Annotated in this window: 13 protein-coding genes; all 13 read right to left on the bottom strand. The window is 68.5% G+C overall.

The features are described from left to right. Positions 1–610 precede the first annotated feature (610 nt). Positions 611–12,994, bottom strand: a complete 12,384-nt coding sequence (locus JLDANKMP_RS13130) for a filamentous haemagglutinin family protein (protein ID WP_212561352.1) — start codon at positions 12,992–12,994, stop codon at positions 611–613. A gap of 199 nt (positions 12,995–13,193) precedes the next feature. Next, positions 13,194–14,369, bottom strand: coding sequence for a substrate-binding domain-containing protein (locus tag JLDANKMP_RS13135; RefSeq protein WP_005409883.1), 1,176 nt, complete (start codon positions 14,367–14,369; stop codon positions 13,194–13,196). 410 nt (positions 14,370–14,779) lie between these two features. After that, complete coding sequence (gene gspF, locus JLDANKMP_RS13140) at positions 14,780–15,979, bottom strand: type II secretion system inner membrane protein GspF (RefSeq protein WP_212561353.1); 1,200 nt, start codon at positions 15,977–15,979, stop codon at positions 14,780–14,782. A 7-nt stretch (positions 15,980–15,986) separates the two neighbouring features. Beyond that, a complete protein-coding gene (gene gspE, locus JLDANKMP_RS13145) occupies positions 15,987–17,420 on the bottom strand; it encodes a type II secretion system ATPase GspE (protein ID WP_099526991.1) in 1,434 nt (477 codons plus the stop codon). Continuing rightward, a complete protein-coding gene (gene gspD / locus JLDANKMP_RS13150) occupies positions 17,417–19,798 on the bottom strand; it encodes a type II secretion system secretin GspD (protein WP_212561354.1) in 2,382 nt (793 codons plus the stop codon). Before gspD ends, gspE begins: the two co-directional genes overlap by 4 nt. Then, positions 19,795–20,322: a type II secretion system protein GspM gene (gene gspM, locus JLDANKMP_RS13155; RefSeq protein WP_212561355.1), complete on the bottom strand. Its 528-nt coding sequence runs from the start codon at positions 20,320–20,322 to the stop codon at positions 19,795–19,797. Before gspM ends, gspD begins: the two co-directional genes overlap by 4 nt. Next, positions 20,319–21,482 carry a type II secretion system protein GspL gene (gene gspL, locus JLDANKMP_RS13160; RefSeq protein WP_212561356.1) on the bottom strand — a complete coding sequence of 388 codons (1,164 nt, stop codon included), beginning with the start codon at positions 21,480–21,482 and terminating at the stop codon, positions 20,319–20,321. Before gspL ends, gspM begins: the two co-directional genes overlap by 4 nt. Continuing rightward, positions 21,479–22,384 (bottom strand): type II secretion system minor pseudopilin GspK, encoded by a 906-nt coding sequence (gene gspK / locus JLDANKMP_RS13165; RefSeq protein WP_212561357.1) that lies wholly within the window; start codon positions 22,382–22,384, stop codon positions 21,479–21,481. Before gspK ends, gspL begins: the two co-directional genes overlap by 4 nt. Positions 22,385–22,393: 9 nt before the next feature. Further along, entirely contained in the window at positions 22,394–22,831 is a 438-nt protein-coding gene (gene gspG, locus JLDANKMP_RS13170) for a type II secretion system major pseudopilin GspG (protein ID WP_005409890.1), read from the bottom strand. A 57-nt stretch (positions 22,832–22,888) separates the two neighbouring features. Continuing rightward, positions 22,889–23,449 (bottom strand): hypothetical protein, encoded by a 561-nt coding sequence (locus JLDANKMP_RS13175; RefSeq protein ID WP_249336911.1) that lies wholly within the window; start codon positions 23,447–23,449, stop codon positions 22,889–22,891. 144 nt (positions 23,450–23,593) lie between these two features. Next, on the bottom strand, positions 23,594–24,145 hold the full coding sequence (locus JLDANKMP_RS13180) for a hypothetical protein (protein WP_005413650.1): 552 nt from the start codon (positions 24,143–24,145) through the stop codon (positions 23,594–23,596). A gap of 58 nt (positions 24,146–24,203) precedes the next feature. Further along, positions 24,204–25,184, bottom strand: a complete 981-nt coding sequence (locus JLDANKMP_RS13185) for a DUF4880 domain-containing protein (protein WP_005413651.1) — start codon at positions 25,182–25,184, stop codon at positions 24,204–24,206. A 69-nt stretch (positions 25,185–25,253) separates the two neighbouring features. Next, positions 25,254–25,784, bottom strand: coding sequence for a sigma-70 family RNA polymerase sigma factor (locus JLDANKMP_RS13190; RefSeq protein WP_032967204.1), 531 nt, complete (start codon positions 25,782–25,784; stop codon positions 25,254–25,256). Positions 25,785–25,787 lie beyond the last annotated feature (3 nt).

The following is a 25,787-nucleotide window of genomic DNA, read 5'->3' on the forward strand; positions in this document are numbered from 1 at the left end:
CACGCATGGCGTGGATCTACTGCCAAGCCCGCTCTGGTGGGTGCCGACCTTGGTCGGCACTGAATCTGGCCCAGCCATCCACGCATGGCGTGGATCTACTGCCGAGCGGCTTCTACTGCCGGGCCTGCCCTGGTGGGTGCCGACCGTTGGTCGGCACTGAGGCTGGCCCAGCCATCCACGCATGGCGTGGATTTACTGCCGAGCGGCTTCTACTGCCCGGCCTGCCCTGGTGGGTGCCGACCGTTGGTCGGCACTGAGGCTGGCCCAGCCATCCACGCATGGCGCGGATCTATTGCCGAGCGGCTTCTACTGTCCGGCCTGCTTTGGTGGGTGCCGACCTTGGTCGGCACTGAGGCTGGTCCAGCCATCCACGCATGGCCTGGATCTACTGCCGAGCCCGCCGCCGGGTGCTCTCCTGCACCCGGCGGCGCCGTGTCGGTGGTCCTCACCGCTGATGGCCGCTCCCTGCCCTCCGTGCCGTCCTGGCTGGGGCCGCCACCGTTCCGTGGCGGCTGGCCCGATGCTGTCTGTTCCTGCAGTCCAGCGGCATCCACACATGGCGTGGATCTACTGCCGATCAAGGTCGGCACGCGCCGGGATCGTGCGATGCCTAGCGGCGCTGCGTGCCCTCGTCGCGACTTGCCTGCGGGAACTGGAAGGCACTGTTGGCGTCATAACCGCTGTTGGCAGTGTTGCCACGCGCCGGCGGGTTGATGCTGCTGGTGCCACTGCCGAAGCCGAGGATCTGCACGCTGATCACCGACGGCTGGTTGCGCCGTGCATCATCCTGGCTCTTGCGCATCACATCCTGTGCGGCCTGGCTGGCGCTGTTCGCTGCCGCACTGGCCGAAGCCAGCGCATTCACGTTCACCGTGGCCAACACCGGCAGGCCCTTGCTCTCACCCTGCACCTGGATGTTGGCTGCATTGAGTACCTGCAACGCCGCCAGGTTGATGTTGCCGGAGACACGGATACCCGCTTCGCCCGCGTCGATGGTGCCCAGCGGCGCGATCAGGTCGACGTCGCCCGGTCGTACTTCGGCAATGGGGTTCAACGTTGCGATGCCTGCACCGCTGGCCGGGGCCTGCGGCGACAGGATCACATTGCCCCAGCCGTCATAGACGCGACGCGGTGGCGTGTACAGCAGCGTCGTCTGCGAACCGCGACCGGCATTGATGTCACCCTGCTCCGACCACGCCAGGATGTCGCCGCCGAACGTGGTCATCACCCGCGACAGGCCCAGCAGCACGCTGTCCTGGCTGAACAGGCGGATATCGCCCTGCCCCTGCGTCACCAGCCCGGCACTGGCCGGCGGCACCACACCCTGCACACCCACCACGATCTGCCCGCCCGGTGCCATCAGCTCGATGTTGCCGCCCGCCTCGGTACGCACGCCGGAGCCACCGTACATCAGGATATCGCCGGTACGGTCGATCGTCGCACCGGCCGCATTCCTGTCCGGCATCAGCGTGGCGATGGCTTCGCGCCCGCGCAGGTAGGAGCCGAAGCGGGGCCCTTCTGCATCGGTATATTCCCGTCCACCTTCGCGCAGCTCGGCGTAATAGACCTGGCGCAGGAAGATGCGCTGCTGTTCCTGCGGCAGCGCATCGAACGCGGCCAGCGCCCCGTCGCCGTCGGCAGCCACGCCGAAGCGCTGCTGCAGCCACTGCTTCAGTTCCTGGTTGTAGACCTTGACTGCCTTGCCCGGCTGCGATGCAAGCGATTGCGCGGGATCGGCAAGGTTGACTGGGTCCAGATAACGGGCACGCAGGGCCGCGAAGTCGATCTGCTGGTTGCCGGCCGTCAGCGCGATGCTGGCGCCGGGACGGGTGTCGCCCTGCACGATGCCACCGAGGCTGACGATGCTGCCCGCATCCTCCTGGCGCAGCTGGCGGCCGGCACTGATCTCGGCGTTGCCGGGGCCGGCGATGGTCGCGTTCAGATGCACGATGTCGCGGCCCGCCGCCGCCACCGTGATGTCGGTGGGCGCGGTGTTCAACGCGGTCATCGACACCCCGAGGATGTCCCGGCCTGCCCGCAGTTGCACGGCGCCGGCGGCCTCGAACCAGTTCAACTGCGTGCGCTGCCCCGCGTTGGGATTCAGCGTGCGCCGGGCGCCGGTGGCCAGGCCGATAATGTCGCCCTGCACCGCGTAGAAACGGCTCGGCGCCAGGGCCGCAGACACGGAGGACAGCGGAGTATTCGGACCGAACGCAAACAGCGGAAGCGACGCGTCCGGCGATGCAATGTTGCCGTCGACCGACAGGTTGTGCCGCGAGCGGGTCACATTACCTGCGGAATCCCCCTGCTCGCCCATGAATGCCGGGTCGAAGGGTCCCGGCAGGCGCGCGTCACTGGCCGAGCGCGCGATCTGGGTCGCGCCAGGCTGGGCGAAGATGCCGCTACCGGCCAGGACGTCCAGCCGTCCTGTCGCCGAGGGTGCCAGCAGGATCACATCCTGCGTCCCCGGCGTGGTGCTGATCCGGTCCAGCTTGATGTCACCCTGCGCAGCAATCGCGCTGAAACGCGAAGGATAGAGCCAGTAATTCAGCAGATCATCACCGCCACGCACAACAAGCTGGACCTGCTCGCGCCACAGATTGCTGCCCGTCACGTTTTCCGGCCCGGCGAGGCCTGGCGCGAGGTCACCACCGGCACTGAACAGATCCACGGCCGTGTTGGCGGTCCACAGGGAGAACCACGTACTGCCTGCAGCGCGCGCGCCATCATCCTGCAGCACCGCGCTGTAGTTGGCCAGCGGAACCCGGCCCGCATCGGCGACGCCGCCGAGCACGACGTCACCCCGCGCCTGCAGCTGCGCGACCGCATCGCCCAGCACCAGCACCGGCCCGCCCATCGCGCGGGCGGCGTCGGGCGCAAACAGGTCTGCCGCGCGCTGCTGACCCAGCGTCGCGTAGCTTTCCAGGGTGACGCCCATTGCACCGATGCGTCCCGCATCCAGCTGCAGGCTGCCACGCAGATTGCTGAAGGTACCGTTGAGGTCGAGATTCTGTCCCGCCCTGGAGGCATTGAGGCTGGAGAACGTCGCCCGCAGATTCGGATTCAGTGCGCCACCGATACGCAGTTGCAGGTCGCCGCCGCCGGTCAGGTGCAGCTGGCCATCGCTGACCCGGCCGGTCGATCCCACCGCCGCGATGATCGCTCCCGAGCGCGGTGCGATCGTCGAGTCCAGCGCGTCACCTATCGCATCGCGCACGCCGGCGTCACGCCCGGCCTCCAGCGTCAGGTTGCCGCCGCCCAATGTGCCGAAACCGGTGAAGCCGACCATCCGCGGAGAGGCGCCAGCAGCAGCGGACACGTTGGTGTAGGCGCCAAAGTTCACCCACCAGCTGGTCGGCACCGGCTCCACGCCGGTGGTGCTGCCGGTTCCCTGCCGCCACAGCCAATTGCCGACCGCGGCACTGGAGTACAGCGCCCAGTCGCGCTCGCTGGTGCCCGACTCTGCGCGCGCGGTCCAGACGTCACCGACGATATCGCGCCCGGCTTCGACGCGCAGGTTGCCACCATGATCGGGATACCAGGCCCGGTAGTCGGCCAACGCAGCATCATAGCTGCCCGGCACCAGGTTCGGCCCCAGCAGTGCGGTGTTCCTGGGGGCTGCTGCACGGGGCGAATTGAAGGCAGCGTCGCGGCCCTCGCCCAGCGTGGTGGGAGTGCCCGCCGTGTACACACCGAAGCCGGACTTCATCACGACATCACCGGCAGCGAGCAGTTCCAGGTCACCCTTGCCGGTGCGCAGCACGCTCCAGGCCGGCGTGCCCGCGCGCTTGCCGTAGGTGGTCACTTCGGTCTGCGTGCCACCGCCGGCGCAGTAGGTGGGCGCCGTGCTGCAGAACTCGTCTTCGGTCATGCCGAACATCGCGGCAAAGTCCTTCGCAGGGGTGCCTACGTAGGACTCGTCGCCCCAGTAATCCAGCGAGCCCTGCGCGGCCACCTGGCGGGGGGCCGGGCCGCAGTAGTCGGCCGACATCGCGCAGAACTCGTCTTCGGTGAAGCCGAACATGTCGGCCAGCTCCGCGATCGGACGGCCTGCATAGGAGGTGTCGCCGATCCAGTCCAGCGATGCCCGCTCAGTCAACGCACGATCACCCACCCAGATGATTTCGGTCTTGACCGTACCGATCGAGCCCTGGTGGGTGTCGGCCAGCACCACGCTGCCTTCACTGCCCCAGCGCCGGCTGCGTGGGTCGGCTGCCCCGGTATCGGCACCGGCAACAACGGTCAGGTCCCAGGAGGTGGTGCCCTCGGCCAGCATCGGCGCCAGCGCCCAGTTGCGCCCCTGGTTGCCGCCGGCATCGGCCGGCCGCAGATTCACCGGCCCGTTGCCGGGCAACTCCACCTTGGTCAACGATGGGATGTACGCGCCCACCTTGAGCTCGACTTCCCGTGCCAAGCGCAACGCAACCGGCAGCGTCGCGCCGGCGGGCCATTCCTGTGCCGCCATCTGTACGGCACTGCGCAGGCGGAAGCCGGCCCCCAGGCGCGCACCGGCCGCCAGCACCAGCGGCTGCTGCAGCACGGTGCCCGCCGCCAGCGTCTGCCCGGAGTCGGTGGTCACCGCCGCACTCAGCACCGTGCCCGCTGGCAGGCGCAGGTTCTGCGAGATCACCATCGGCGCGGGCAGCACGGTACCGACCGGAAGCGTTACCGATTCGACCGGCACGTCATAGTTCAGGCGGGTGCCGGCCTGGAACTCGGTGCCGGGCAGCAGCTTCACTCCGTCCACCGGCACCACCAGGCCGCCGCCAAAGGGGGTTTGCCCCGCGCTGCCATTGCGACCCTCATACAGCTGCCAGCCACCCTCATCCGGCGTGGACGGCGGCGGTGCGAACCCATCGTTGATGCTGCCGTAGACGTTGATGTTGCCTTCGGCCCGCAGCACCAGCGAGGCCGATTCGCCGAAGCCACGCCGCGATGGATCGGCGCGGTTGGCTTCGGGCCCGTAGCGGTAGCCGGACAGATCGATGTCGCCGGCGATGGTCAGGTCGCCGTCCGGGTTGGCGTCGCTGCGCCGCGCCAGCACCTGCACGCCGGGACGAAGGCGGACATCGCCCAGCGCCCGCGTGCGCTGCTGCAGATCCGCGTTGTCCAGCGCAGCATCGATCCAGGCCACGCTGTGCGGATCGACCACCTGGTCCAGCCACTGCTGGGTGACCAGCTGCGCGCGGTTGCCGCGCACGTCAGCGGTGGCTGCCAGGGGCGCATCGTCGTAGCGGCGAACACCATTGAGCTGGATGTCGGCCGCGCCATCGATGCGCAGGCCGGTGGCCGCGGCAATCGCCGCGTCGTTGCTGCCCAGCCGCGGCACATCGATCTTCAGCGTGCCGCGCGGGGTGCCATCGTTCTGGCCAGGACGTCCACCGACGGTAACATCGCTGCCCGCACGCAGGTCCAGCTGCGCCGCGCTGCCCAGGCCGACGGCACCTTCGGCGCTGCCCAGCGTGATGGTGGCCCGGTTTGGACTGTCGATGATCTTGCCATGGCTGTCCACGCGCAGGCCGGTACCGTGCGCGTCCAACGTGCCGTCCACCTGCAACTGATCGCGGGCGTACAGGCGGATGCTGCCGACCTGCTCGCCGCTGGCATCGATGCGGCCGGCCACGGTCAGGCTGCCCGCATCGACGCTGATATCGACCCGGCGCGCCTTCACTTCGTCGCCGATCCGCAGATCGCCCTCACCGATCTGGAAGCTGCGACCGCCGACGACGCCGCCGGCGGTCAATCGCTGGTTGAGGCCGGCGAAGTCCTGCAGCTGGCGTGCCCGCACCACCAGTTCGCCACCGTCGTAGGGCACCAGCGTGCCACCGGCATCGTAGCGACCAGTGGCGGCACCCTGCAGAACACCGGCCAGATCGGCTCGGCCGGCCATTGCGGTGACCGTCAGGCGTCCGCCTCGGTTGTTGCGGGCGGAAACATCGATGCGGGAGGCCGCATCGGCGCGGATGTCACCCGTGTCGCTGGACAGCAGGACATCGCCGCCCCAGCTGAACTTGTCCACGTCGTACAGCGAGACCTTGCGTCCGGCCAGATCCAACGCGGCCCGGCTGCCAAGCGTGATGCCCTGGCGTGCGTTCGCCGACAGCCGTCCGGACGCCAGCGCGATCGTGCTGTCCAGCGTGATCCGGTTGGCGTCGATGCTCAGCTCACTGCCCAGTGCATCGCCACCCGCCTTGCCGGTGCCCCCCTGCAGGCGGAAGTCGCCGCCGGTGCGCACGCGCAGCCGCGCGGCGGGATCGGCCGTCAACAGCGGTGTATCGATACCCAGGCTGCCTCCGCTGTACTGCCAGCCCTTGTCGGCCAGATAGTCGCCGCGCTGCTGGAACACGTCCAGCGTGCCCTGCGCGGAGAACGACAGCTGCTCCGAAGCACTCAGGTTCAGCGCACTGAATCCGAGCACCTGCCGGTTCGCAGGTACTTCAGAGCTGGGACGGCTGAATGGCGCCCGCCCCAGCTGCAGCTGGCGGGTAAAGATGTCCAGCTGCCCGGCGCCGAGCCGGTTCACCATCGGATCGGCCGGCGGCACCGACGCGTCACTGCCCGGCGCTTGACTCGCCGCCAATGAGCCGTCCCAGACCAGCGTGTCCACCAGGATGCGCGCCCGGTCAGTCGCAGCACCGTAGCCGCGGATGGCCTGCGCACCAAGCACGAGCGTCTGCAGGCCACTGCGGCCGGTGGCACTGTCGCGCGCGTCCAGGTCGACGCTGCCGAACACGTTGACAGAGTCCCGCGCGACCAGGCTCAGCGTGTCCAGCGCCGGCGCGCCGGTGGCATCATTGCCGCGCAGCAGCTGCTGTAGCACGGACTGGTTCATGGTCATGCCACTGGGCAGCGCCCCTGCCGCAGCGGCCAGGGCGATCGCTTCGGCACTGCCGAGGTTCAGCGCCGCCATGCTCAGGCCGAGCTGACGGGTGCCATAGCTGGCCGAGTCGCGCATCTGCAGCGCGCCATCGGTCGCTACCGCGATGCTGCCATCGGAAACCAGCCGGGTCTGGCCGTCGCACGCCGTCTGGCACCCCCCGATGTCGATCGCCACTGGACCGGCCTCCACCCCGGTGGTGCCGGTGATCAGGTTCAGGCGCTGGTTGGACACCGCCAGCAGGCCGCCGGAGACCTGGTAAGGCAGGGTCGCGCTGGCATTCGCGTTGGCGGATGCGAACGACAGTGTATCGAGGGTCGCACCGGCCTCGACCAGCACGCCGCTGCCACCGGAGGCCGCTGCCACCAGCACTTCCGGTGCGTTCAAGGTGACGCCGGAACGGATCGCCACGCTGCGCGCCTGGCCGGTCACCGCCACCTGCGAGGCCTCCTGGTTGAACTGCCCGCCGATCATCATCCGCGCCGGCAGGAAGGCATTGAGCGCGTCGTCGCTGAAGGTGGCACCGCGATCACGCGCCTGCGATTGCGCACCGCCGTCGACGATCTCCAGTGAACCGACCGCCGGGCTGGCCAACGTGGCTGTCAGCGTGCCGCCGCGCCCGTTGTCGGTGGCGGCGCCGAACCGCGCGGTGCCGGCGAAGCGGATGGCAGGCGTGTCTGCACGACCTGCGCCTTCGCCCAACGCAAGGGTCAACCCGAGCGCATCGATGGTCTGCCAGCCACGCGACTCGCCGCGGCGGTCGGCCACCGATTGCGCGAAGCTGTTGTAGGAGGTTTCGTTGTAGCCCGAGTGCCGGCGTACTACTGCGGCGGGGGTCAGCAGGATGTCGGTGAGCAACGGCGAGATTGCCGCGCCCAGCGCCGTGCGCTGCTGCCCGGACACACGCCAGGTGCCGGTACCGGTCGCGATGGGTTGCGCGATGCCCGAGGTGCCGGTGGCGCCCAGCTCAACCCGGAATGCACCGGGCTGCAGCGCATAGCTGGCCGGCATCAGCGTGTAGGTGCCTGCCGCCAGGCCGGGCACGCCCGCCGGCACGGTGATCTGCTGGCCCACGGCCGGTGCGGCGAATCCTTCCTCGCCGCTGGGGGCAAATGTCCCGGCGCGTCCCGGCACGATCGCATACACCGGGTTGCCCGACGCACTGAATTCATAGCGCGGATTGGCGTCGGCCAACGCCGTTCGCAGCACGTCGACAGAGCCACCGCGTCCTGACACAAAGGCGGCACCGGTCAACTCACCACCGCCGGACATGTCCAGCAGGGCCCCCGGCGCCACCTCGATCTCATTCGCCTTCAGGGTCACCCCCATCGAGGAGATGCCGGCCGGCGTCAGCGAACCCAGGCTGCGCGTACCGACCCGCCAGTCGACACCATCGACGGTGCCACCATAGGGTAGCGACAAGCCGGCGCCACTGGTCGAGGTGACGCTGCCTGGCAGCAGTTCCACCTGGCTGCCGACGGTTCCGTTCTGGATAAGGCCACCCAGCTGCAGCGTGCCCATCGGCGCCTGTACGTTGCCGCCCTGCTGCACCGTGGCGGCCACCAGGCGAAGCGTACCCAGCGCCGATTCCGGCGCCGGCTTCGTGTCCGCACCGGTGCCGTGGATGCGCAGCACGGCATCCGGATCGGCCCAGTAATCAGCGGTCTGCACGGTCTGCGCCGACGCGCCGGCCACCAGCGTGCCAACCGCGCCTGTGGTGGGGTACAGGCGCGCAGCGGTCACGTCCATCGAACCAGCCGTCATCAACGCGCTGGTGTTGCCACTGCTGGCAATGCCGTTGGTCAGGCGCACGTCACTGCGGCTTTCCAGCGCCACATGCTTGAAACCCGGCAGCCAGGTGACGTCGCGGATGTCGATCAGCTCTGCCTGCACCGCCAGCGCGTGATCTTCCGGCCCGGACGAAGCGACCGCGGCGGTGCCCTGCAGGTTCTCGCCCGGCATCTGGCGCCAGCGTGCCTGCGCCAGGCGAACGTAGGGCGCACTCAGTCGCAGCCCAGACGATAGCCCGGCATCCACGGCCATGCCCAGGCTCGAAGTGCCCTGGCCGTGGATGCGCAGGCTCTGGGCCAGGCGCAGGTCGACGTCGCCGACCGCGCGGATGTCACCGAACACGGACAGGTTGTCGAAACCGCCGGCCTGCAGCTGCTCGACCGACAACGCGGCGTGGCCATATTCCAATGCGGCCGGCAGTGGCTGCGCCGGTGCGCTGTGCTGGCTGAGGCTGATCGCACGCGCTCGCAGTACCTCGTCGCTGGCGCCACGTGCGTGGATGCTCCCGCCAAAGGCCAGGCCAAGCGTGCCCCCGCGTGCGCCGGCACCACCGGCGGCCGCGTCCATCCCGCCGTCCAGGTACAGCGCGTTGGCCGAACGCAGCACGATCTGCCCGCCGTCGCTGTCCACGCGCACGCGGCCCTGGCCATCGATGTCCAGTTCGGCCGACGCGCCCCGCGCCTGCAGGCGCGCACCGCGTTCGACCACCACGAAGGCTTCCGGTGGTCGGTTGTCGACGAATGCGGTGGTCTCCCAGTCCAGCGCCCCGCCAATCTCGATGCGCCCACCTGCGCGCACCTGCCCGCGCAGGCGGCTGCTGGAATCGGGCAGCGACATCGCGTCTGCATCGGCATCCAGCAGCGCGCCTTCGGCGAAACGCCAGGTGCGTTCGGTGCGCTGCCCGGCGTACAGCGCGTTCTCCGGGCGCACATCGTCGATCAGGATGCGGCCGCCCTTCGCGCGCAGCGTGCCTTCAACATCGATGTTGCCTGCACCGAGCAGCGAGATCGTCTGCCCTGGATCGACCGCCACCAGTGCATCCTTGCCAACCCGAAGGTCACCGCCCACGCTGTTGCGCTCCGAACGCAGGCTGATGCTCGCACCCGCGCGCTGGCTGACGCGCCCGCTCGACGGATCGGCGCTGTACAGCGGCGCGTCCCACGCTGCCAGTGCGGACGCCCGGTCGGTCGCCATCCGCGCGTCCTGGGTCAGGCGCAGGCCTGGCAGGGTAGCGACCAGCCGCGCGCCATCGGCCACCTCCACACCGTGGTGGCCATTGATGTCGTACTGCGCGAAGCCACTGCCGAACAGGCCGGGGTCCAGTCGCAGCGATGTGCCCGTCAGGTCCGCATCGCCCAGCCGCACCTGGCCACCGGTCCCCAGCGAGAAGGAACCACCGCCCTGTCCTCGACCACTGAACCGGCTTCCGTCGCCCAGTTGCACCCGGCCACTGCCGTCGGTCGTCACCGTACTGCTGTTCGCCTGCAGGCTGACGCTGCCGCCTTTGCCGATATGGGCTTTGCCGCGCAGGTCCAGCGCAGCACCGGCCTCGACGCCAACCGTTGCCTTGGCGCCCACGGCCACGTCATGACTATTGCTCAAGCTCAGGCGGCCGCCATCCGTCCAGGCACCGCTCGCGTCGCGCGGCATCGCCAGTGACGCATTGCTCCATTCACCGGAGAGATCGATCCGCGTGCCGTCGGCGATGGCGGTGCGCGCGCGGCCATCGTGCAGCAGCGCCGTCGGCCGGCCCTGCACATCCAGCAGGTTGCCCGCCGACAGCTGGCCGCCGGCGATGCCGATGTCGCCTGCCAGTTCCACCTCGCTGCCGGTCAGGTTAAGCTGTCCGCCTGCCTGAAGCCGAAGGCTGCCGTCGATGCGGATGCGATCAGCGGTCGCCAGGTCGATCCGTCCCCACTGCTGGGCACTCAGCTCTGCGATATCCAGCCACACGGTGCCACGCCTCTCTTCGTTGACCGGGGCCAGCAGCGACCACGCGGCCTTCGTCCGAGCCTTGTCATCCAGGCGCACATCCGAGCCGAACACACCGCTGCGGCCCTGGCCGTCGTAGCGCCCCAGGTACAGCTGCGCATTGCGCGCGACCGCCGTCTGCGCCTGCGCATAACCCTCCAGCGCGGTATCCGGCCTGCGGTTCTGCTGCGCGCCCTGGAAGGTAGCCGTCTCAACCTTTCCGTCCAGTACCGCGGTCGGTGCGGAGATGATCAGGCGTCCTGCATCGCGGCCGACCGTGTATCCGTTATCGACACGCTGCGCCGCGAATACAATCGGATCACGGAAGGTCTCGGTGATGCCCCAGCGCTCCTGCTTTACTTCATGGCCGCTGTACAGGCCATCGAACCGCATCTCCGCCGGCGCGTCATCAAGGCGGTAGACCTGGCCATCGACGCCGCGCACCCAGCTCTGCCGGATCACGCCGCTCTGCACATCCAGGCTGCCACCGGCAAGGTTGATGCGTGAGCCGCCATGCGTGATCACTTCCCTGCCGCCCAGCAGGACGGTGCCTCCCTGCGCGGCCCATTCGCCGATCGAGTGCCCCTGGTTGTCAAGGTAGCCGCCCACTTCCAGCAGGCCACCCGCCGCGTACCAGCGCTCACCCGCGTAGCCCCCGGTACCGGCCGGAACGTGGACCAGCCTGCGGCGGTCGACCCAGACCTCGCTGCTGGTCAGCTTGCCGCTGTCGCGGTTGTCCAGGCCATCGCGCAGTTCGTTGCCCTGCACCTTGACCTGGACATTGTTGCTTTCCATCGACACCTGTACGCCCACTGCGCCGGAAACATCCACGCGTGCCGCGTCGTCTACGTAGCTGCGGGCTGCCGCGTCGGCGATGATCTGGCCGCCCGTGGCAACCGTCAGCGAATCCGCACTGAAATGGATGTTGCCACCCGAGACGATCTCCACCCGCGACTGGTCCCGGCGATCATTGTGCTGGGACAGATTGTCGAAGGTCGCCGAGCGCGCGCCGGCGCGGATCGCGTCCTGCTCTGCCGACTCCTTGATGAGGCTGTTGCGCTGCGTATCCAGCACCGTGGCCTTGCCATCGTCCTCGACCAGCACCGCCGTGGTGGCTCCATCGGCAAGCGTGACGCTGCTGCCGGCATCACTGGCCGAAGCCAGAAGATGCACGGTGCCGCGCTGCGCCAGCGTGGTGCTGGCCACGGCCACACCGGCCTGCTCGACGTTGCGCCCGGCCAGGGTCACGTCACCCTCGCGGGCGCGCAGCAGACCGGTGTTGCGCACGCTGCCCGCCGTGCTGCCAGCGACGAAGCGCGGCGCGATTTCATTGCCGCGGGTGGTGGAGCTGGTATTGGTCGCCGTACCCACGCCGCGCCGGATCACGAAACTGTCACCGGCAGCGAGCTGCACCTGGCCCTTGCGCGCCTCGATATGGCCAGCATTCTCCACGCTGTGCCCGGCCAGCAGCACGTAGCCACCGCCGCGCGTCGCGCTGGTCGGCTCATGGGTCGCGATGCGGGCACCCTGCTCCACCATCACCTTGCCAAATGCATCGCTGAGCGCGCTGCTGCTGGCGTCGGGGCTGTACAGGCCGTTGTCACGGAACTGCGCATCGCTGATCCGTGCTGCAGCCGCCAGCAGATTGCGTACATTGACCTGGCTGTTGTTGCCGAACACCACCCCGTTGCGGTTGGCCACGAACACCGTGCCATTGGCCTTCAGCTGGCCCAGGATCTGGCTGGGCCGCGCCTGCGGATCATTGACGCGGTTCAGGACTGCCCAGTCAGGGTTCTGCAGGAAGTTCAGCGTGGTGTTGCCGCCGATATTGAACGTCTCCCAGTTCAGGATCGCCTTGTCCGCGGTCTGCTCGACCGTAACCTGCACCCGCCCGTCGCTGCCCTGCGACTGGATTGCGTCGCGCGCATTGAGCCAGCCGCGGGTCAGCGGGTTCTGGTCGACGCTCAGGCCATCCTTGCCCAGGCCATCAGCAACGATGAAGCCAGCCTCGCGGCGCGCCTGCCGCGCCTGTTCCTGCAGGCGCTGCTGCAGGGCAATCGCCTGCGCCGCCGTACCGAGGTTGTCGATCGACTGCTGCAGCTTCTGCCGTGCTGCATCCTGCTGCTGGGCCGGCAACTGGAACTGGATCGGCACCCCGTTGGGCATCCGGCCGCTCTGTGCCGCGCTGCCCTGGGCCGCGCCCCGCTCGGCGAACCAGCCCGGGCTGAACGCCTGCTGCGCCTGGCTGACCGGGGCCACCATGCTGCCCAAGGCGACCGCGATGGCCCACGCCATCGGATGATTGCGGCGCATCGGCGCGGCCGGATGAACAGCGGACGGGAGCGGGTGCGACATCGGAACCTCATCAACCTGGTGGGCCGCGGCTGCGGCGACGATCGGGGAGGCACGCGCAACGCATGCCCTGCCACTGATAGACGGTTCACGTGACACGAAGCCGACAGCGAAACACTGCGGCGGCCGCACCGTCGCGGAAATGGCGACGCCGGCCCAGGGGCCGGCGTCGGGTCAAGCAGGATTCAACCCGTGCTGCGGATTACAGCGGACGACCGATGCCGGCGCAGGTGCTGGGATTATTCAGGCCGGCAGTGCTGCTGGCCAGCACGAAACGGTTGCGGATCGCATCGCGCCAGGCCTTGGTCAGCGGGATGAAGCCGTGGTCGGTGATCGACTTCTCATACGCGACGGTGTAGGTCGCCGGATAGTGGCGGGCCAGGAAGCCGCGCAGGCTGGTGGCGACGCTCGAATCCTTGTAGCACTGGCCGATCACCAGGTTGGTGTAGCCGGCGATCGGATAGCCGGCCGACGGGTTGCCGAACACCGGCACCCAGTTGGCGGGGTCCTCGGCAGCGGTACCGGTCGGCGGAGCGACGGTGTCCAGGGTCGCCTGCACACTCACCTGATCCGGCGAGAAGCCCTTGACCTTGGCGACCTTGGTCGCGTCGGTCACGCTCGGGATCACGTCCGGGCCAACGTAACCGATACGGCCTTCAGCAGCGTAGACAGCGTTGTACAGCGAGGTGCCACCGGTGGCCGGCGCGGCCACCAGGAACGCCGGCAGGTTGCCGTTGGCATCGCGCTTGTACAGGTCGGCGAAGGTCGACTTGATGGCGAACTTGCCACCCACCAGGTTCGAGGTACCAGCGTTCTCAGCCGCACAGGCCGCAGTCAGGAAGCGGCTGAACATTTCGCTGGTGCCGCTGCTTTCCGGGCGGTACACCACCTGGATCGGGCCGCTGCGGTTGGCATCGATGGTCGACCAGTCGCTGATCGCACCCGAGAACACGCCGCAGATCTGCGCCACGCTCAGGTCCACCGCCGAACCGGCCTTGTTGAACGGAATGGTGACCGACGTGGCCACCGACGGCACCTGGATCAGCGCGCCGTAGCGGTTGGCGTTGGTCGGCTGGTTGAAGTTGGTGGTGTAGGTGCTCAGCTCGGTGCTGCTCAGCACCGAATCGCTGCCGGCGAAGTGCACGGTGCCGGTGGTCGAGAACAGCAGCGAGTTGTTTTCCAGGAAGGCCTTCTTGCCGGTGCCCGAACCGGTCACGGCGTAGGTGAAGTTCGCTGGCAGGATGCTGTCGGACGAACCCTTGTAGAGGTCGGCCGGCAGCGAAGCACCGCCGCCGGTAACGGTCTGCGCGGAGGCGGCGCCAACGGTAGCGAGCAGCGCGGTGGCAACCAGCGCGGCCAGGGTCTTGTACTTGATCATGATCTTCTCCTGAAGGGTTTACTGCGAAGGGAAACGCCAAGGGAGGAACGGTCACTACACGCCTGCTGCCGCCGAGGGCCTCCCAGCCCACTCTGCGGCGACGTGTCCATGCTGGTCCGCGCCGATGACAGGCCGCTTAAGAAACCTGTGGAAGATCGAAAAAAGGTGTGGAGGATTGTGTGGAGAATCGACCCATGCCACATTCCAGCGACGCCGCCCGATCGACTGAATTGAATCAACTGAATTGAATCGACTGAATTGAATCGACCCGATGGGATCGGCTGGATCGAATCGACTGGGTAGAGTCGACTGTTAGTCGACTGCTTTTCGCACGCGGGAACGATCTGAATGCACTCGATCTCCGCGCTGGTCGACTAACAGTCGACTCTACCTGTGATGCGCGTTGCGCATCACTGCACCAACTGGTTCATTTCCATGATCGGCATCAGCACCGCCAACACGATCGTCAGCACCACGCCGCCCATCACCAGGATCATGGTCGGCTCCAGCAACGCAGTCAGTGCCATCGCGCGACGCTCGATCTCGCGCGAGATGGTCTGCGCGGCGCGATCCAGCAGCGGCGCCAGCGAACCGGTCTTCTCGCCACTGGCCACCAGATGCACCAGGATCGGCGGATACACCTTCTGTACCTTCAACGCAGCACCCAGCGCGGCACCTTCGCGCACGCGCGCGGACACATCGTCGGCACAGCGCGCCAGCAGCGCATTGCCCAGGGTCTGCCGGGCAGCTTCAAGCGCACGCAGCAGCGGCACGCCAGCATCCAGCAGGATCGCCAATGTCGAGGCGAAGCGCGCACTGTTCACGCCCAGCACGAAGCGCCCGACCATCGGCACCCGCAGCAGCATCGCGTCCCAGCGCAGGCGCAGCTCGGGCCTGCGCAGGGCCAACCGCCATGCCACCACCAGCGCAGCGATGCCCAGCCCCACCCACACGCCCCAGCTGCGTACGAAAGCACTGGCCGCCAGCATCACCTGGGTCAGCATCGGCAGCGTCTGCCGCGCCTGCACGAACGCGGTCACCACCTGCGGCACCACGTAGCTGAGCAGGAAGATCACGATCGCCACCGATACCAGGCTGATCGCCGCTGGATAGATGAACGCGGTCAGTACCTTGGCCTGCAGCGCGTTGCGTTCTTCGATGTAGTCGGCGAGGCGCTCCATCACCCGCGCCAGGTCACCGGAGTCTTCGCCTGCGCCCACCAGCGCCCGATAGATCGGCGGGAAATCGCGCGGCCGCGCGGCCAGCGCAACGGTCAGGCGCTGGCCGGCACGCACGTCGGCGCGTACGGCGGTGAGTGCCTGGGCCACGTGCGGGCGCTCGGCCTGTTCAATCACCGCACTCAATGCGCCTTCCAGCGGCAGGCTGGCCGCCAACAGGCTGGCCAGCTGGCGCGTAGCCCAGGCCAACTCGCTGGCGGACAACCGGCGAGCGCCCCAGCCACTGCCGGCACTGCGCGCCGCACTCACCTGCACAGGGGTCAGCCCGCGCCCGCGCAGCAGTTGGCGAGCACCGCGCGGGCTGTCGGCATCCAACTGGCCCTTTTCGATGCGGCCCTGCGCGTTGGCAGCCTGGTAGTCGAACAGTGCCATGCAGGCCTCAATCGTCGCCGGTGACGCGCAGGATCTCTTCCAGCGTGGTTACCCCGCTGTCGACCCAGCGCTGGCCATCCTGCCGCAGGGTCCGCATGCCGGCCCGCCGGGCCGCCTCGCGTAGCGCAGGCTCACCCTGCCCTTCATGGATCAGTGCGCGCACGCGGTCGTCGACCACAAACAGTTCATGGATGCCGGTTCGCCCCCGATAGCCGCTGTTGGCGCAGGCTGCGCAGCCCACCGCACGCCATACGGCACGGCCCTCGCCGTCCACATCGGCACGTCGGCACTGCGTGCACAGCCGCCGCACCAGCCGCTGCGCCAGTACACCGCGCAACGACGAGGCCAGCAGGAACGGCTCCACGCCCATGTCGGCCAGGCGGGTCACCGCCGAGATCGCATCGTTGGTATGCAGCGAGGCGAGCACGCCGTGGCCGGTCAGCGACGACTGCACCGCAATCTGCGCGGTTTCCAGGTCGCGGATCTCGCCGATCATGATGGTGTCCGGGTCCTGGCGCAGAATCGCACGCAGCGCGGTGCCAAAGCTCATGCCGATGCGCGCGTTGACCTGGATCTGGCCGATGCCGGCGAAGTCGTACTCCACCGGGTCTTCCACGGTGAGGATGTTGCTGGTGCTGCTGTCGAGCTGGCCAAGTGCAGCGTACAGCGACGTGGTCTTGCCGCTGCCGGTCGGCCCGGTGACCAGCACGATGCCGTGCGGCTGACGGATCAACCCGGTGAACATGGCCAGCGTGTCATCGGCCATGCCGAGGCGCTGCAGCTGCAGGCGACCGGCATCCTTTTCCAGCAGGCGCAGCACAGCACGCTCGCCATGACCGGTCGGCACCGTGGAGACACGGATATCCAGCGGCCGCCCGCCCACGCGGATGGCGATGCGCCCGTCCTGCGGCAGGCGCTTCTCGGCAATATCCAGGTGCGCCATGATCTTGATGCGTGATACCAGCGCCGCGTGCAGTGCGCGCCGCGGCTGCACCATGTCGCGCAGGGTGCCGTCCACGCGGTAGCGCACCACCGAATGGGTCTCGAACGGCTCGATGTGCAGATCGCTGGCACCATCGCGTGCGGCCTGCGCCAGCAGGGCGTTGATCATGCGGATCACCGGCGCATCGTCCTGCGCATCCAGCAGATCGGTGACCTCCGGCATGTCCTGCATCAGCCGGTCCAGATCGACTTCGCTTTCGGCGGCACCCACCACGGCAGCGGCATCGCCGCCGTCACGGTACTGCTCACCCAACCGCTGTTGCCACGTCGCAGCATCCAGCGCCTGGAACGGCAGCGGGCCATGCCGGCGGCGCAGCTCGGCCACGGCCCACGCTGCGGTGTCGGCGGTGCCCAGCAACACGGGCTCGCCGCCAACTTCGGACAGCATCACGCCATGGCTGCGCACCCAGGCGTACGGCAGCGGCGCGGAAGCGCTCACGGCCCGATCACCAGTTCCGGCGTATAGCCCAGCCCGCGCAGCTGCTGCAGCGCAGGGTCCAGCGTCGCCGGATCGCGCGGCAATCGCACGCGCAGGCGTTGCCCGCTCTCGCCGGGCGTCGCTTCGGCATAGGCCTGCAGGCCCAGTGCACGCACCTGCGCCACGCCCTGGCTGGCACGCGCCGGGTCCAGCCCCTGCGCGAACTGCACCAGCTGCGCATCGCCGTCACCGGACGGGTACAGCGCCGCCAGGCTGCTGTTCTGCAGCGGCTGGCCCTGGTCATCGCGTGCATTGCCCTGGCCGAGTACAGACAGGTCCTGCGGTGGCAGCTGCGGTGCCGACAGCGCCGGCAAGGCCCAGCTCTGTACCGGCTGCGCGCCGGCCTGCGCGTTGCGCATGTAGTCGTAGCGGTCGCGGGTCAGGCGCTGGCCGGCGGCCGGGTCACGCACCACGTGCGGGCGCAGGAACACCATCAGGTTGGTCTTGGCGCGCTTGCGCGTGTCGCTGCGGAACAAGGCGCCCAGGACCGGGATCTTTCCCAGCCCCGGCACCGCATCACGGCCATGGCTGACGCTGTCTTCCAGCAGGCCACCCAGCACCATGATCTGGCCATCGTCCAGCAGCACGCTGGTATCCAGGGCGCGCTTGTTGGTGATGATGCCGGCCGTGCTGTTCGCGCTCTGCGCGTCGATGCTGCTGACTTCCTGGTAGATGTCCAGCTTCACCGTGCCGCCCTCGGAGATCTGCGGGCGCACCCGCAGCTTCAGGCCGACGTCCTCGCGCACGATGGTCTGGAACGGGTTGTTGCTGCCACCGCCACCGTCGGTCACGTAGCGGCCACTGACGAACGGCACGGTCTGGCCGACCATGATGCTGGCCGCTTCGTTGTCCAGCGTCATCAGGTTCGGCGTGGACAGGATGTTGGCACCGCCCTTGCTCTGCAGCGCGTTGGCCAACGCCTTCATGTTGAGGATCTGGCCGACGCCGGGCAGGTTGATGGTGCCGTCGATCACACCGATCTTCAGGCCATCCTTGGGCAGCACGTCCAGGGTGGTGCGTGCGTTGGTGTTCAACCCGCTGCCACCGGTGGTGCCGCCGAAGTGGGTGCCGCCGAAGGTGCGGCCATTGCCCAGCATCCACTGCACGCCCAGTTCGGCCGCGTCGGTCTGGTTGACCTCCACGATCAGGCTTTCCACCAGCACCTGTGCACGGCGCTGGTCGAGCTGGTCGATCACCCGGCGCAGGTTGCGGTACACCGGCTCGGGGGCGGAGATCAGCAGCGTGTTGGTGGCCACGTCCGCCTGTACCGAGATGCCGTTCTGGCTGAAGCCGGTGCTTCCTGCATCGATCGGGTCACGGCGGCTCGGATCCAGGCGCTGCGATTCCAGCGCATTGCCTCCGGGCTTGGCCTGCTGCGGCTGCGACGGCTGCGCGGGGGTGGAGCGGCTGGCGTCGCCGGGCAGTGGTGTGATGCCTTCGTTGCTGCCCATCGCCGGTGCATCGCTCTGCCCGGCCACCACGCCACGCAGCACACCCGCGAGCTGGTTGGCCTGGGCATTGCGCAGGTAGACCACATGCAGGTTGCCGGATTCATCCTGGGCACGGTCCAGCTTCTCCACCAGCTGCCTAGCCAGGCGGGTGCGCCCGGGACTGCTCGACCGCAGCAGCACGCTGTTGCTGCGCGGGTCGGCCATCACCACCACCTTCTGGGTGGGCTCGGCGCCCTGCGCATCCAGCAGCGGCGCGACCATCGCCGCGACGTCAACGGCAATGCCCTGCTGCAGCTTCACCACATCGGTGTCCATGCCGGCCGGTGTATCCACGCTGGCGATCACCCGCGCGATGCGCTCCAGGTTATCGGCATAGTCGGTGATCACCAACGTGTTGTTGCCCGGATTGGCAGTGATCGGATTGTCCGGGCTGATCATCGGCCGCAGCACCGCCACCAGCGCGGCCGCGTTCTCGTAGCGCAGCGCGAAGGTGCGCGTGGCAACCTCGCCCCCCGCACCGCCGCTGCCAACGCGGCCACCGAGCAGCTTGGCATCGGCCTGCGGCACCACCCGGCTGACGCCGCCGTTCTCGACCACGGCGAAGCCGCGCATGCGCAGTGCGCCCAGCAGCAACTGGTAGGCCTGGGTACGGCTGACCGGGCCATCGGAAACCACTGTCATCTTGCCGGTCACCCGTGGATCGACCAGGAACTGGCGCCCGGTGAAGCGCGCTGCCATGCGCAGTACGCCACCGATATCGGTGTCGACCAGGTTCAACTGCACCGGCTCATCACGGGCGTCCTGCGCCAGTACCAGCGCCGGTGCGTGGGCCATGCACACGATCAGGGCCAGTGCGGTACTGCAGGCAAAGCTACGCATCGCCCTCATGGATGGGCACCCGCGGTGGCCACCATCACGATGTTTCCGGAAATCCGTGCCGCCGGCATGTTCGCATCCCCTGTGCGTGTCAGTTGCAGCTGCTGCAGTTCGATGGCCGGATCGGCCAGCACGGGCAGCAGCCAGTTCCACAGCGCGTCGGCGGGCACTGCCTGCACCTGCAGGTGCCAACGCCCGTCGCGCGCTTCGATATGCAGGCCGGTGGCAAGGCCGGCGGTCTTGATGCCATCGCGCAGCCCGGCCAGTGTCGGGTGCTGGCTCTGCGCCAGCTGCTGGCGCTCACGGGCGCGCAGCAGCGGTGCCAGTGCGCGGGACTGCGCCTGCAGCCGCGGCAGCTCGGCCTGCCAATACGTGCGCTGCTTCAGCAGTGGCTCCAGCCACAACGACCACAGGCCCGCCACCAGCAGCGCCACCACCATCACCCACAGCATCAGCCGGTCGCGCGGTGGCAGGCGTTGCCAGCGGTGCTGCAGGCCCACCAGCCCCTCGCCCAGCCATAGGGTGCGGGTCGTCACTGCCCAGCTCCGCTCACTCGCAGGTGTCCACCGGCTTGGCGCGCCAGCTGCAGGCCCTGTGCCTGAACTGCTTGCTGCCAGTGCTCAAGCCGCTGCGGATCGTCGGCCAATGCCTGGGCATCGGCATCCAGCTCCATGTCCAGCTGCCCGGGTTGGTAATGCAGGCTGCGCACTTGCCCGGCCAGCTCCGGAACAGCCTGCAGCGTGCTGGCAACCTGACGCTGCAGCGCCGGCAACGGCGGCGCCGGCAGCGGCACGGCAAGTGCTCGCCTTGCCTGCAGCACCGGGTCCACCACATCGGTGATCTCCGGGAAGCGCGCGCTGAACTGGCGCGCCATGTCCTGTTGCAGGGCCTCGCCCTCGATCCGCCAACGCGAGACCTGCAGCTGCAGGCCGAGTGCAGCCAGCAGCACTGCTGCCAGTGCCAGGCCGATCGCCAGTCGCGGTGCTTGCCGGCCTGCGCCGGGCAGCGGCAATGACCAGCCTGGCAAGGGGCCAGAGGTCTGCCGTTCATGCGTGACGGCGGTGGCCGGCAGGCTGTCCGGCCACGTCGGCGGCACACTATCGATCCACTGCACGGCCAGCACGCCCGCCTGTTGCAGGCGCACGGCCAGCGCCTGCATCACCGCACAGGCATCACGTCCGCCATACCATTGAACGAAACCCCGATCGCGCCCGCTGCGTACCAGCAGATGCTCGCCGCTGACCTGCAGCGTGGCCTGGCCGTCCTGCCAGGGCAGCAGCAGTGGCGTCGGATACAGCGCCTGCAGCTGCAGCGCACACGAGGCCAGCATCTGCTGCACCTGCGCGATGGCCTGCTGGCCAAGCCAGGCCACCGGAACCGTGCCGTCTGCCGCCTGCGCGCCGTGGGCCAGCGCCACCTCCTGCAGGTCATCCAGCAGCATCGCCTCCACCTCACCCTGCAGCGCCGACTGCAGGCGGCGCCCGGACAATGGCGGCAGCTGCAGTTCCAGCAGGATCAGGTCGTTCGGATCGAGGCAGGCATGCACCGCGGCCTGCGGATGCCGCAGGCCCAGCGCCGCCAGCGTGTCGCGACCGTGAGCAAGTACATCGCCCTTGTGCAGTTGCGCCCAGTCCACCGCGCTGTCGGCGCGCAGGCGCTCCAGCGCCGGCAGGCGCACCCGAAGCTGCACGTTCATGCGCCGATCCTCGTCCACACCCGTTGCACACGCACCCCATCGTCGCGGTATTCGCGCCACAACAGCGCGCGAAAATCGACCGCACTGCCGTCAGCCTGCACCTGGCCGACGGCCAGGAACCATTCGCTATGGATACCCAGGGGAAGCACGGCCATCTGTTCGTTGCTCAGTTGGAGTCGGTTGGCGATGTCGCCGCGATTGAGCAGCCAATGGCCAGCATCGCGCTCACCGAGCAGCGCCTGCAGCCGTGCCGGCTCGACCACGGGCGTCACCGCCTGCAGAACGCGCAGGTCGCTGGTGTTGGCGTTGACCAGGGTCTGCGCCGGCAACACCACGGTGCGCCGCGCCAGCGCCTGCAACGCCACCGGATCGGCACCAGGTAGCGCTTGTTCGATCAGTGATTCGCGCGGCAGCGGCGCCTGCGCCTGCATGTCGCCATCGCGCAGGCGCGCCTGGATGTGGTCGGCGGCGGATGTGCAGGCGCCCTGGCCCAGCCCCTGCCCGGCACACAACGCGATGAACGCGCGCCGCGCCTCGGGGTCCGGCCTGCCATGCGCAAGAAGGTTGCGCAGGTTGAACATCGACTGCGCATCGACCAGCTGCAGCTGCACCGGCAACGGCGCCTGCAGCTCCAATGGGCGCGCCCAGCGCCCGCTGCGCACCGTGGTCAGCTGTTCCTTTACATCCTCACGCAGCTGTTGCGCCGCACGCTCCAGCGTTGCGTCCACCGCCATGCGTACCTGTGCGCGCAGCTGGTCGCCACGCAGCGCACGCAGCTGGGCCGACTGCCGGGTCAGCAGTGCCGTGGCAATCACCGCCACCAGCGCCACCACCAGCAGGGCGACGATCACCGCCATGCCACGTTGGCGGACACTCGAAACAGAACGCATCCGGGCTGACATCGGCCTGCCTCACAGCTGCCAGGAGCCGATGTCCGCGTTCCCGGCGTCGCCACCGGGCTTGCTGTCCGCGCCCAGCGAGAACACATCGATGTCGCCATGGGTTCCGGGAATCTGGTACTGGTACGGATGGCCCCATGGATCATTGGGCAGGCGATCCAGATAGGGCGTGACCGGCATCGCGCCACCACCCTGCGGTGGCTTCACCAGCGCCTGCAGCCCCTGCTCGGCACTGGGATAGCGCCCGTTGTCCAGCTTGAACAGTTTCAACGCCTGCATCAATGCAGCGATGTCCTGGCGCGCCGCCACTACGCGCGCCTGGTCGGGGCGGTCCATCAACCGCGGCACGATCAATGCGGCGAGGATGCCGATGATCACCACCACCACCATGATCTCGATCAGGCTGAAACCCTGCTGCCGAGCCCTGCGACCACGAACCTGCCTTGCCATTGTTCCGCCCTCGTCATCCTGGAAGAGACCGCTGCGCCATGGTCAGCGGTGCATGTGTCAGTACGATAAACATCCGCTGGAAATCCGCTGCGCGTGTCCCAGTGCAGGCGCAGTACGTGCAGCCGGGGCACATGCGGACTCGAACAGGTGCTGCGGCACGCTGGCCAGCGCATCGTCGATGCAGCCGCGCAGCAACGGGTGCGCGCAGGCCTGCAGCAGGCGCACGCACTGCATCGGCGACCATGCCGTTCCATGATCGAGGCCGATGAACAACCGATAGGCCTGGTGATAGCGCAGGTCGTCGTACACGCGCTGGGCACTGTTGAGATCGCGCACGACCACCAGCAGAGCCGCGCGCTGCAGCAGCCGCGCATCGCCTGCATCAAGCGGTAGCGGGCTCATCGCCGCCTCGGGCCAGGGCCGCAGCTGCAGGTCGAGGGCTTTTCGCAGCGCCGCCAGTGGGTGCGCACTACCATCCAGTGCCGCCCAGCGCGCCGCATCCGCCCAGGCGTCGCTGGACAGCACCCAGACCCACGAGCGCCCATAGCGCTGCACGTTCAATGGTGCATGCCGTGCCTGCTCCAGTGACTGGCTCAGGTGACGATCCAGCTCCAGCATGCTGATCCTGCGACTGTCTGCCATCGGCGCCGCCCGTGCTCCACGACGCGTGGTGCGTCGTACTCTGGAGAAGACGTCAGCAAGGCAGGTGAAGCGACAGCGCGCATGCAGCTCTGTGCACTGCGTGGCGCTTCATCGACAACGTCATCGCAGCGTCATCTGCCTGCAGGCTTCGCGTTCCAGCCGCGGCGCTTCGCCTCCACAACGGCGCGCCAGTATCGCCACGTCGCTGCGCGCGGCGAATGTTGCCAGCGCATTGGACATGTCCACGTCATCGAACCATGACGCCATCGCAACGCGCAGCGCCGGCAGCTGCCAACCGTCCATCACACCATGGGTGCCTGCTACGAACCAATGCCAGAGGCGATGGTGAAGCACCTGGTCGTGCAGCTGTGCGAGATCCTCAATGCCATGCATGTCCATCAACAGCAGTGCGCGTGCAACCGCCGCGGGCGGCAACGCACCGGCTTCAGGCAGCGGAAGCGACTGCTGCTGCAGGCGCAGCAGCATCGCCAGCGGGTGCGACTGCGGATCAAAGTCCAGCAGCACCGCCTGTTGCTGCCACTGTGCATCGGACACCACGCACACCCAAGGTGAGCCATAGCGATGCACCATCAATGGCCGTCGCTGCGTGGTTTCCAGCAGCGCCGACAGATTGCGACGCAGATCCAGCACACCGATGGTCTCGTTGCGCATCCTTGGCCTCTCCTCGCTTGCAACAGCCCTGCGCGGCGCGCACGGCCAGCGTCTTCATCTATCCAAGGACGGCAATGCCACCCGGAAAGCGACGCAGATCCAGCGACATCGTCAGTCGCAGCTGCTCCAGTGCCGCGTCCGGATCATCAATACGGAAGCGACCGCTGACCGGCGCGCGCGCCAACGCCGATTCTCCCAGCAGCACCTTGCCGCGGCGGTAGCGGTTGATCTCGTCCACCACTTCACGCAGCGGTGCGCGGCGGAACACCAGCATGCCTTCGGTCCAGGCGCTCACCTCAGAAGCCACGGCCTCGGCCACCACGCCACTGAGGCGCTCGTCATAGTGGGTCTGCTGGCCGGCCTGCAACTGCAGCCGGCCCTGCGGATGCTCGATGCGGGCGCTGCCCTGCAGGCAGGTCACCCGTACCTGGCCGTGGGTGTTGCGCACATCCAGGCGCACCGCGCCTTCACCGGCAATCACGCAACCCGGGCCCGCGAACAGCGCCAGGCGCAGGCCAGCCCCGGTTTCGATCGCGGCCTGGCCCTGCACCAGCTCGAAGCCTTCGCCCTGCTTGTCGGCGCGGCGGCGCAGGCTGCTCTGCGTATCCAGTTCGATCTTCAGCTGTGGCAAGGGCGCGATCTGCAGACGTTCACCGGTGCCGGTGTGGAAATCGGCCGTCATCGCCGTCACCGAAGGCCACAGCCCCAGCGGCGGGCGGATTGCCGCCACCACCACCAGGCTGGCCGGGGCGGCAATCGCCGCGCCCAGGAAGGCGCGCCGGCTCCAGCGCTGGGCCGGCGTCGGCGCCACCGGTTGGCGCGCGGCGGCGGGCAGCTGCTCGCCGGCCAGCCGTACCTGCTCCCATTGCCGGCGCGCACGGCCGAACGCCTCACGATGACGCGGATCCGACTCGCACCACGCACGGAACCTGCGCCCGTCGGCGGCGGTCGCCTCGCCCGAGGTCAGCCGCACCACCCACGCGTGCGCCTGACGCTCGACGGCATCCAGCGGGCGTTGCGGGCGATCGTCAGGATCCATGGGGGCTCATGCCGGACCCGCACGCTGCGGGGTTCTGCTCGGCGTCAAAGTGTAGACGGATGCCGCCGTTCAGAACCGCACCTGGCGCCCCTGCCCGCTGCGCTCGGCCAGGTAGTCCTGGGCCGCCTTCAGCTCACGCTGCACCAGTCGCAGCGACACACCGAGGTGGTCGGCCACGTCGCGCTGCTGCAGGCCATCGACGCGGATCGCCAGCAGGATGCGGCGACGGCGCTCGGGCATGCGCTGCAGCAGGCCAACCATGTCTTCCAGCGCGAAGTCCAGTTCGGCCGCCTGCGCCGGGCCGGGTGCAGGGTCGGCCATGTCCATCAGCGTATCCACCTCCTCCAGGCTCAGCAGGCGGTGGTCAGCACGTTGGCGATCGATCACGGTATTCATTGCCATGCGCAGCAGGTAGGCCGCGGGGTTCTGCACGGCATCCAGGCGGTCACGCCGCGCGCTCAGGCGCATCCACGTGTCCTGCAGCGCGTCGCCGGCCAGCTCCTCCGAGCCCAGCTTGCGCACCAGCCGGCGCTTCAGCTCATCGTAGGCACCCAGAAGGTGGTCCATCAGGTCAATTGCCCCAGCCGTACCGTTGCTCATGTT

It is taken from the genome of Stenotrophomonas sp. PE591, from assembly GCF_018320795.1.
Lineage (GTDB): Bacteria > Pseudomonadota > Gammaproteobacteria > Xanthomonadales > Xanthomonadaceae > Stenotrophomonas > Stenotrophomonas maltophilia.

Coding starts and splice junctions, on each gene's coding strand:
- gspL (WP_212561356.1), bottom strand. CDS start 21,482: ATGAACGTGCAGCTTCGGGTGCGCCTGCCGGCGCTGGAGCGCCTGCGC.
- JLDANKMP_RS13135 (WP_005409883.1), bottom strand. CDS start 14,369: ATGATCAAGTACAAGACCCTGGCCGCGCTGGTTGCCACCGCGCTGCTC.
- JLDANKMP_RS13130 (WP_212561352.1), bottom strand. CDS start 12,994: ATGTCGCACCCGCTCCCGTCCGCTGTTCATCCGGCCGCGCCGATGCGC.
- gspK (WP_212561357.1), bottom strand. CDS start 22,384: ATGTCAGCCCGGATGCGTTCTGTTTCGAGTGTCCGCCAACGTGGCATG.
- JLDANKMP_RS13180 (WP_005413650.1), bottom strand. CDS start 24,145: ATGCGCAACGAGACCATCGGTGTGCTGGATCTGCGTCGCAATCTGTCG.
- JLDANKMP_RS13190 (WP_032967204.1), bottom strand. CDS start 25,784: ATGAGCAACGGTACGGCTGGGGCAATTGACCTGATGGACCACCTTCTG.
- JLDANKMP_RS13185 (WP_005413651.1), bottom strand. CDS start 25,184: ATGGATCCTGACGATCGCCCGCAACGCCCGCTGGATGCCGTCGAGCGT.
- gspG (WP_005409890.1), bottom strand. CDS start 22,831: ATGGCAAGGCAGGTTCGTGGTCGCAGGGCTCGGCAGCAGGGTTTCAGC.
- gspF (WP_212561353.1), bottom strand. CDS start 15,979: ATGGCACTGTTCGACTACCAGGCTGCCAACGCGCAGGGCCGCATCGAA.
- JLDANKMP_RS13175 (WP_249336911.1), bottom strand. CDS start 23,449: ATGCTGGAGCTGGATCGTCACCTGAGCCAGTCACTGGAGCAGGCACGG.
- gspD (WP_212561354.1), bottom strand. CDS start 19,798: ATGAGGGCGATGCGTAGCTTTGCCTGCAGTACCGCACTGGCCCTGATC.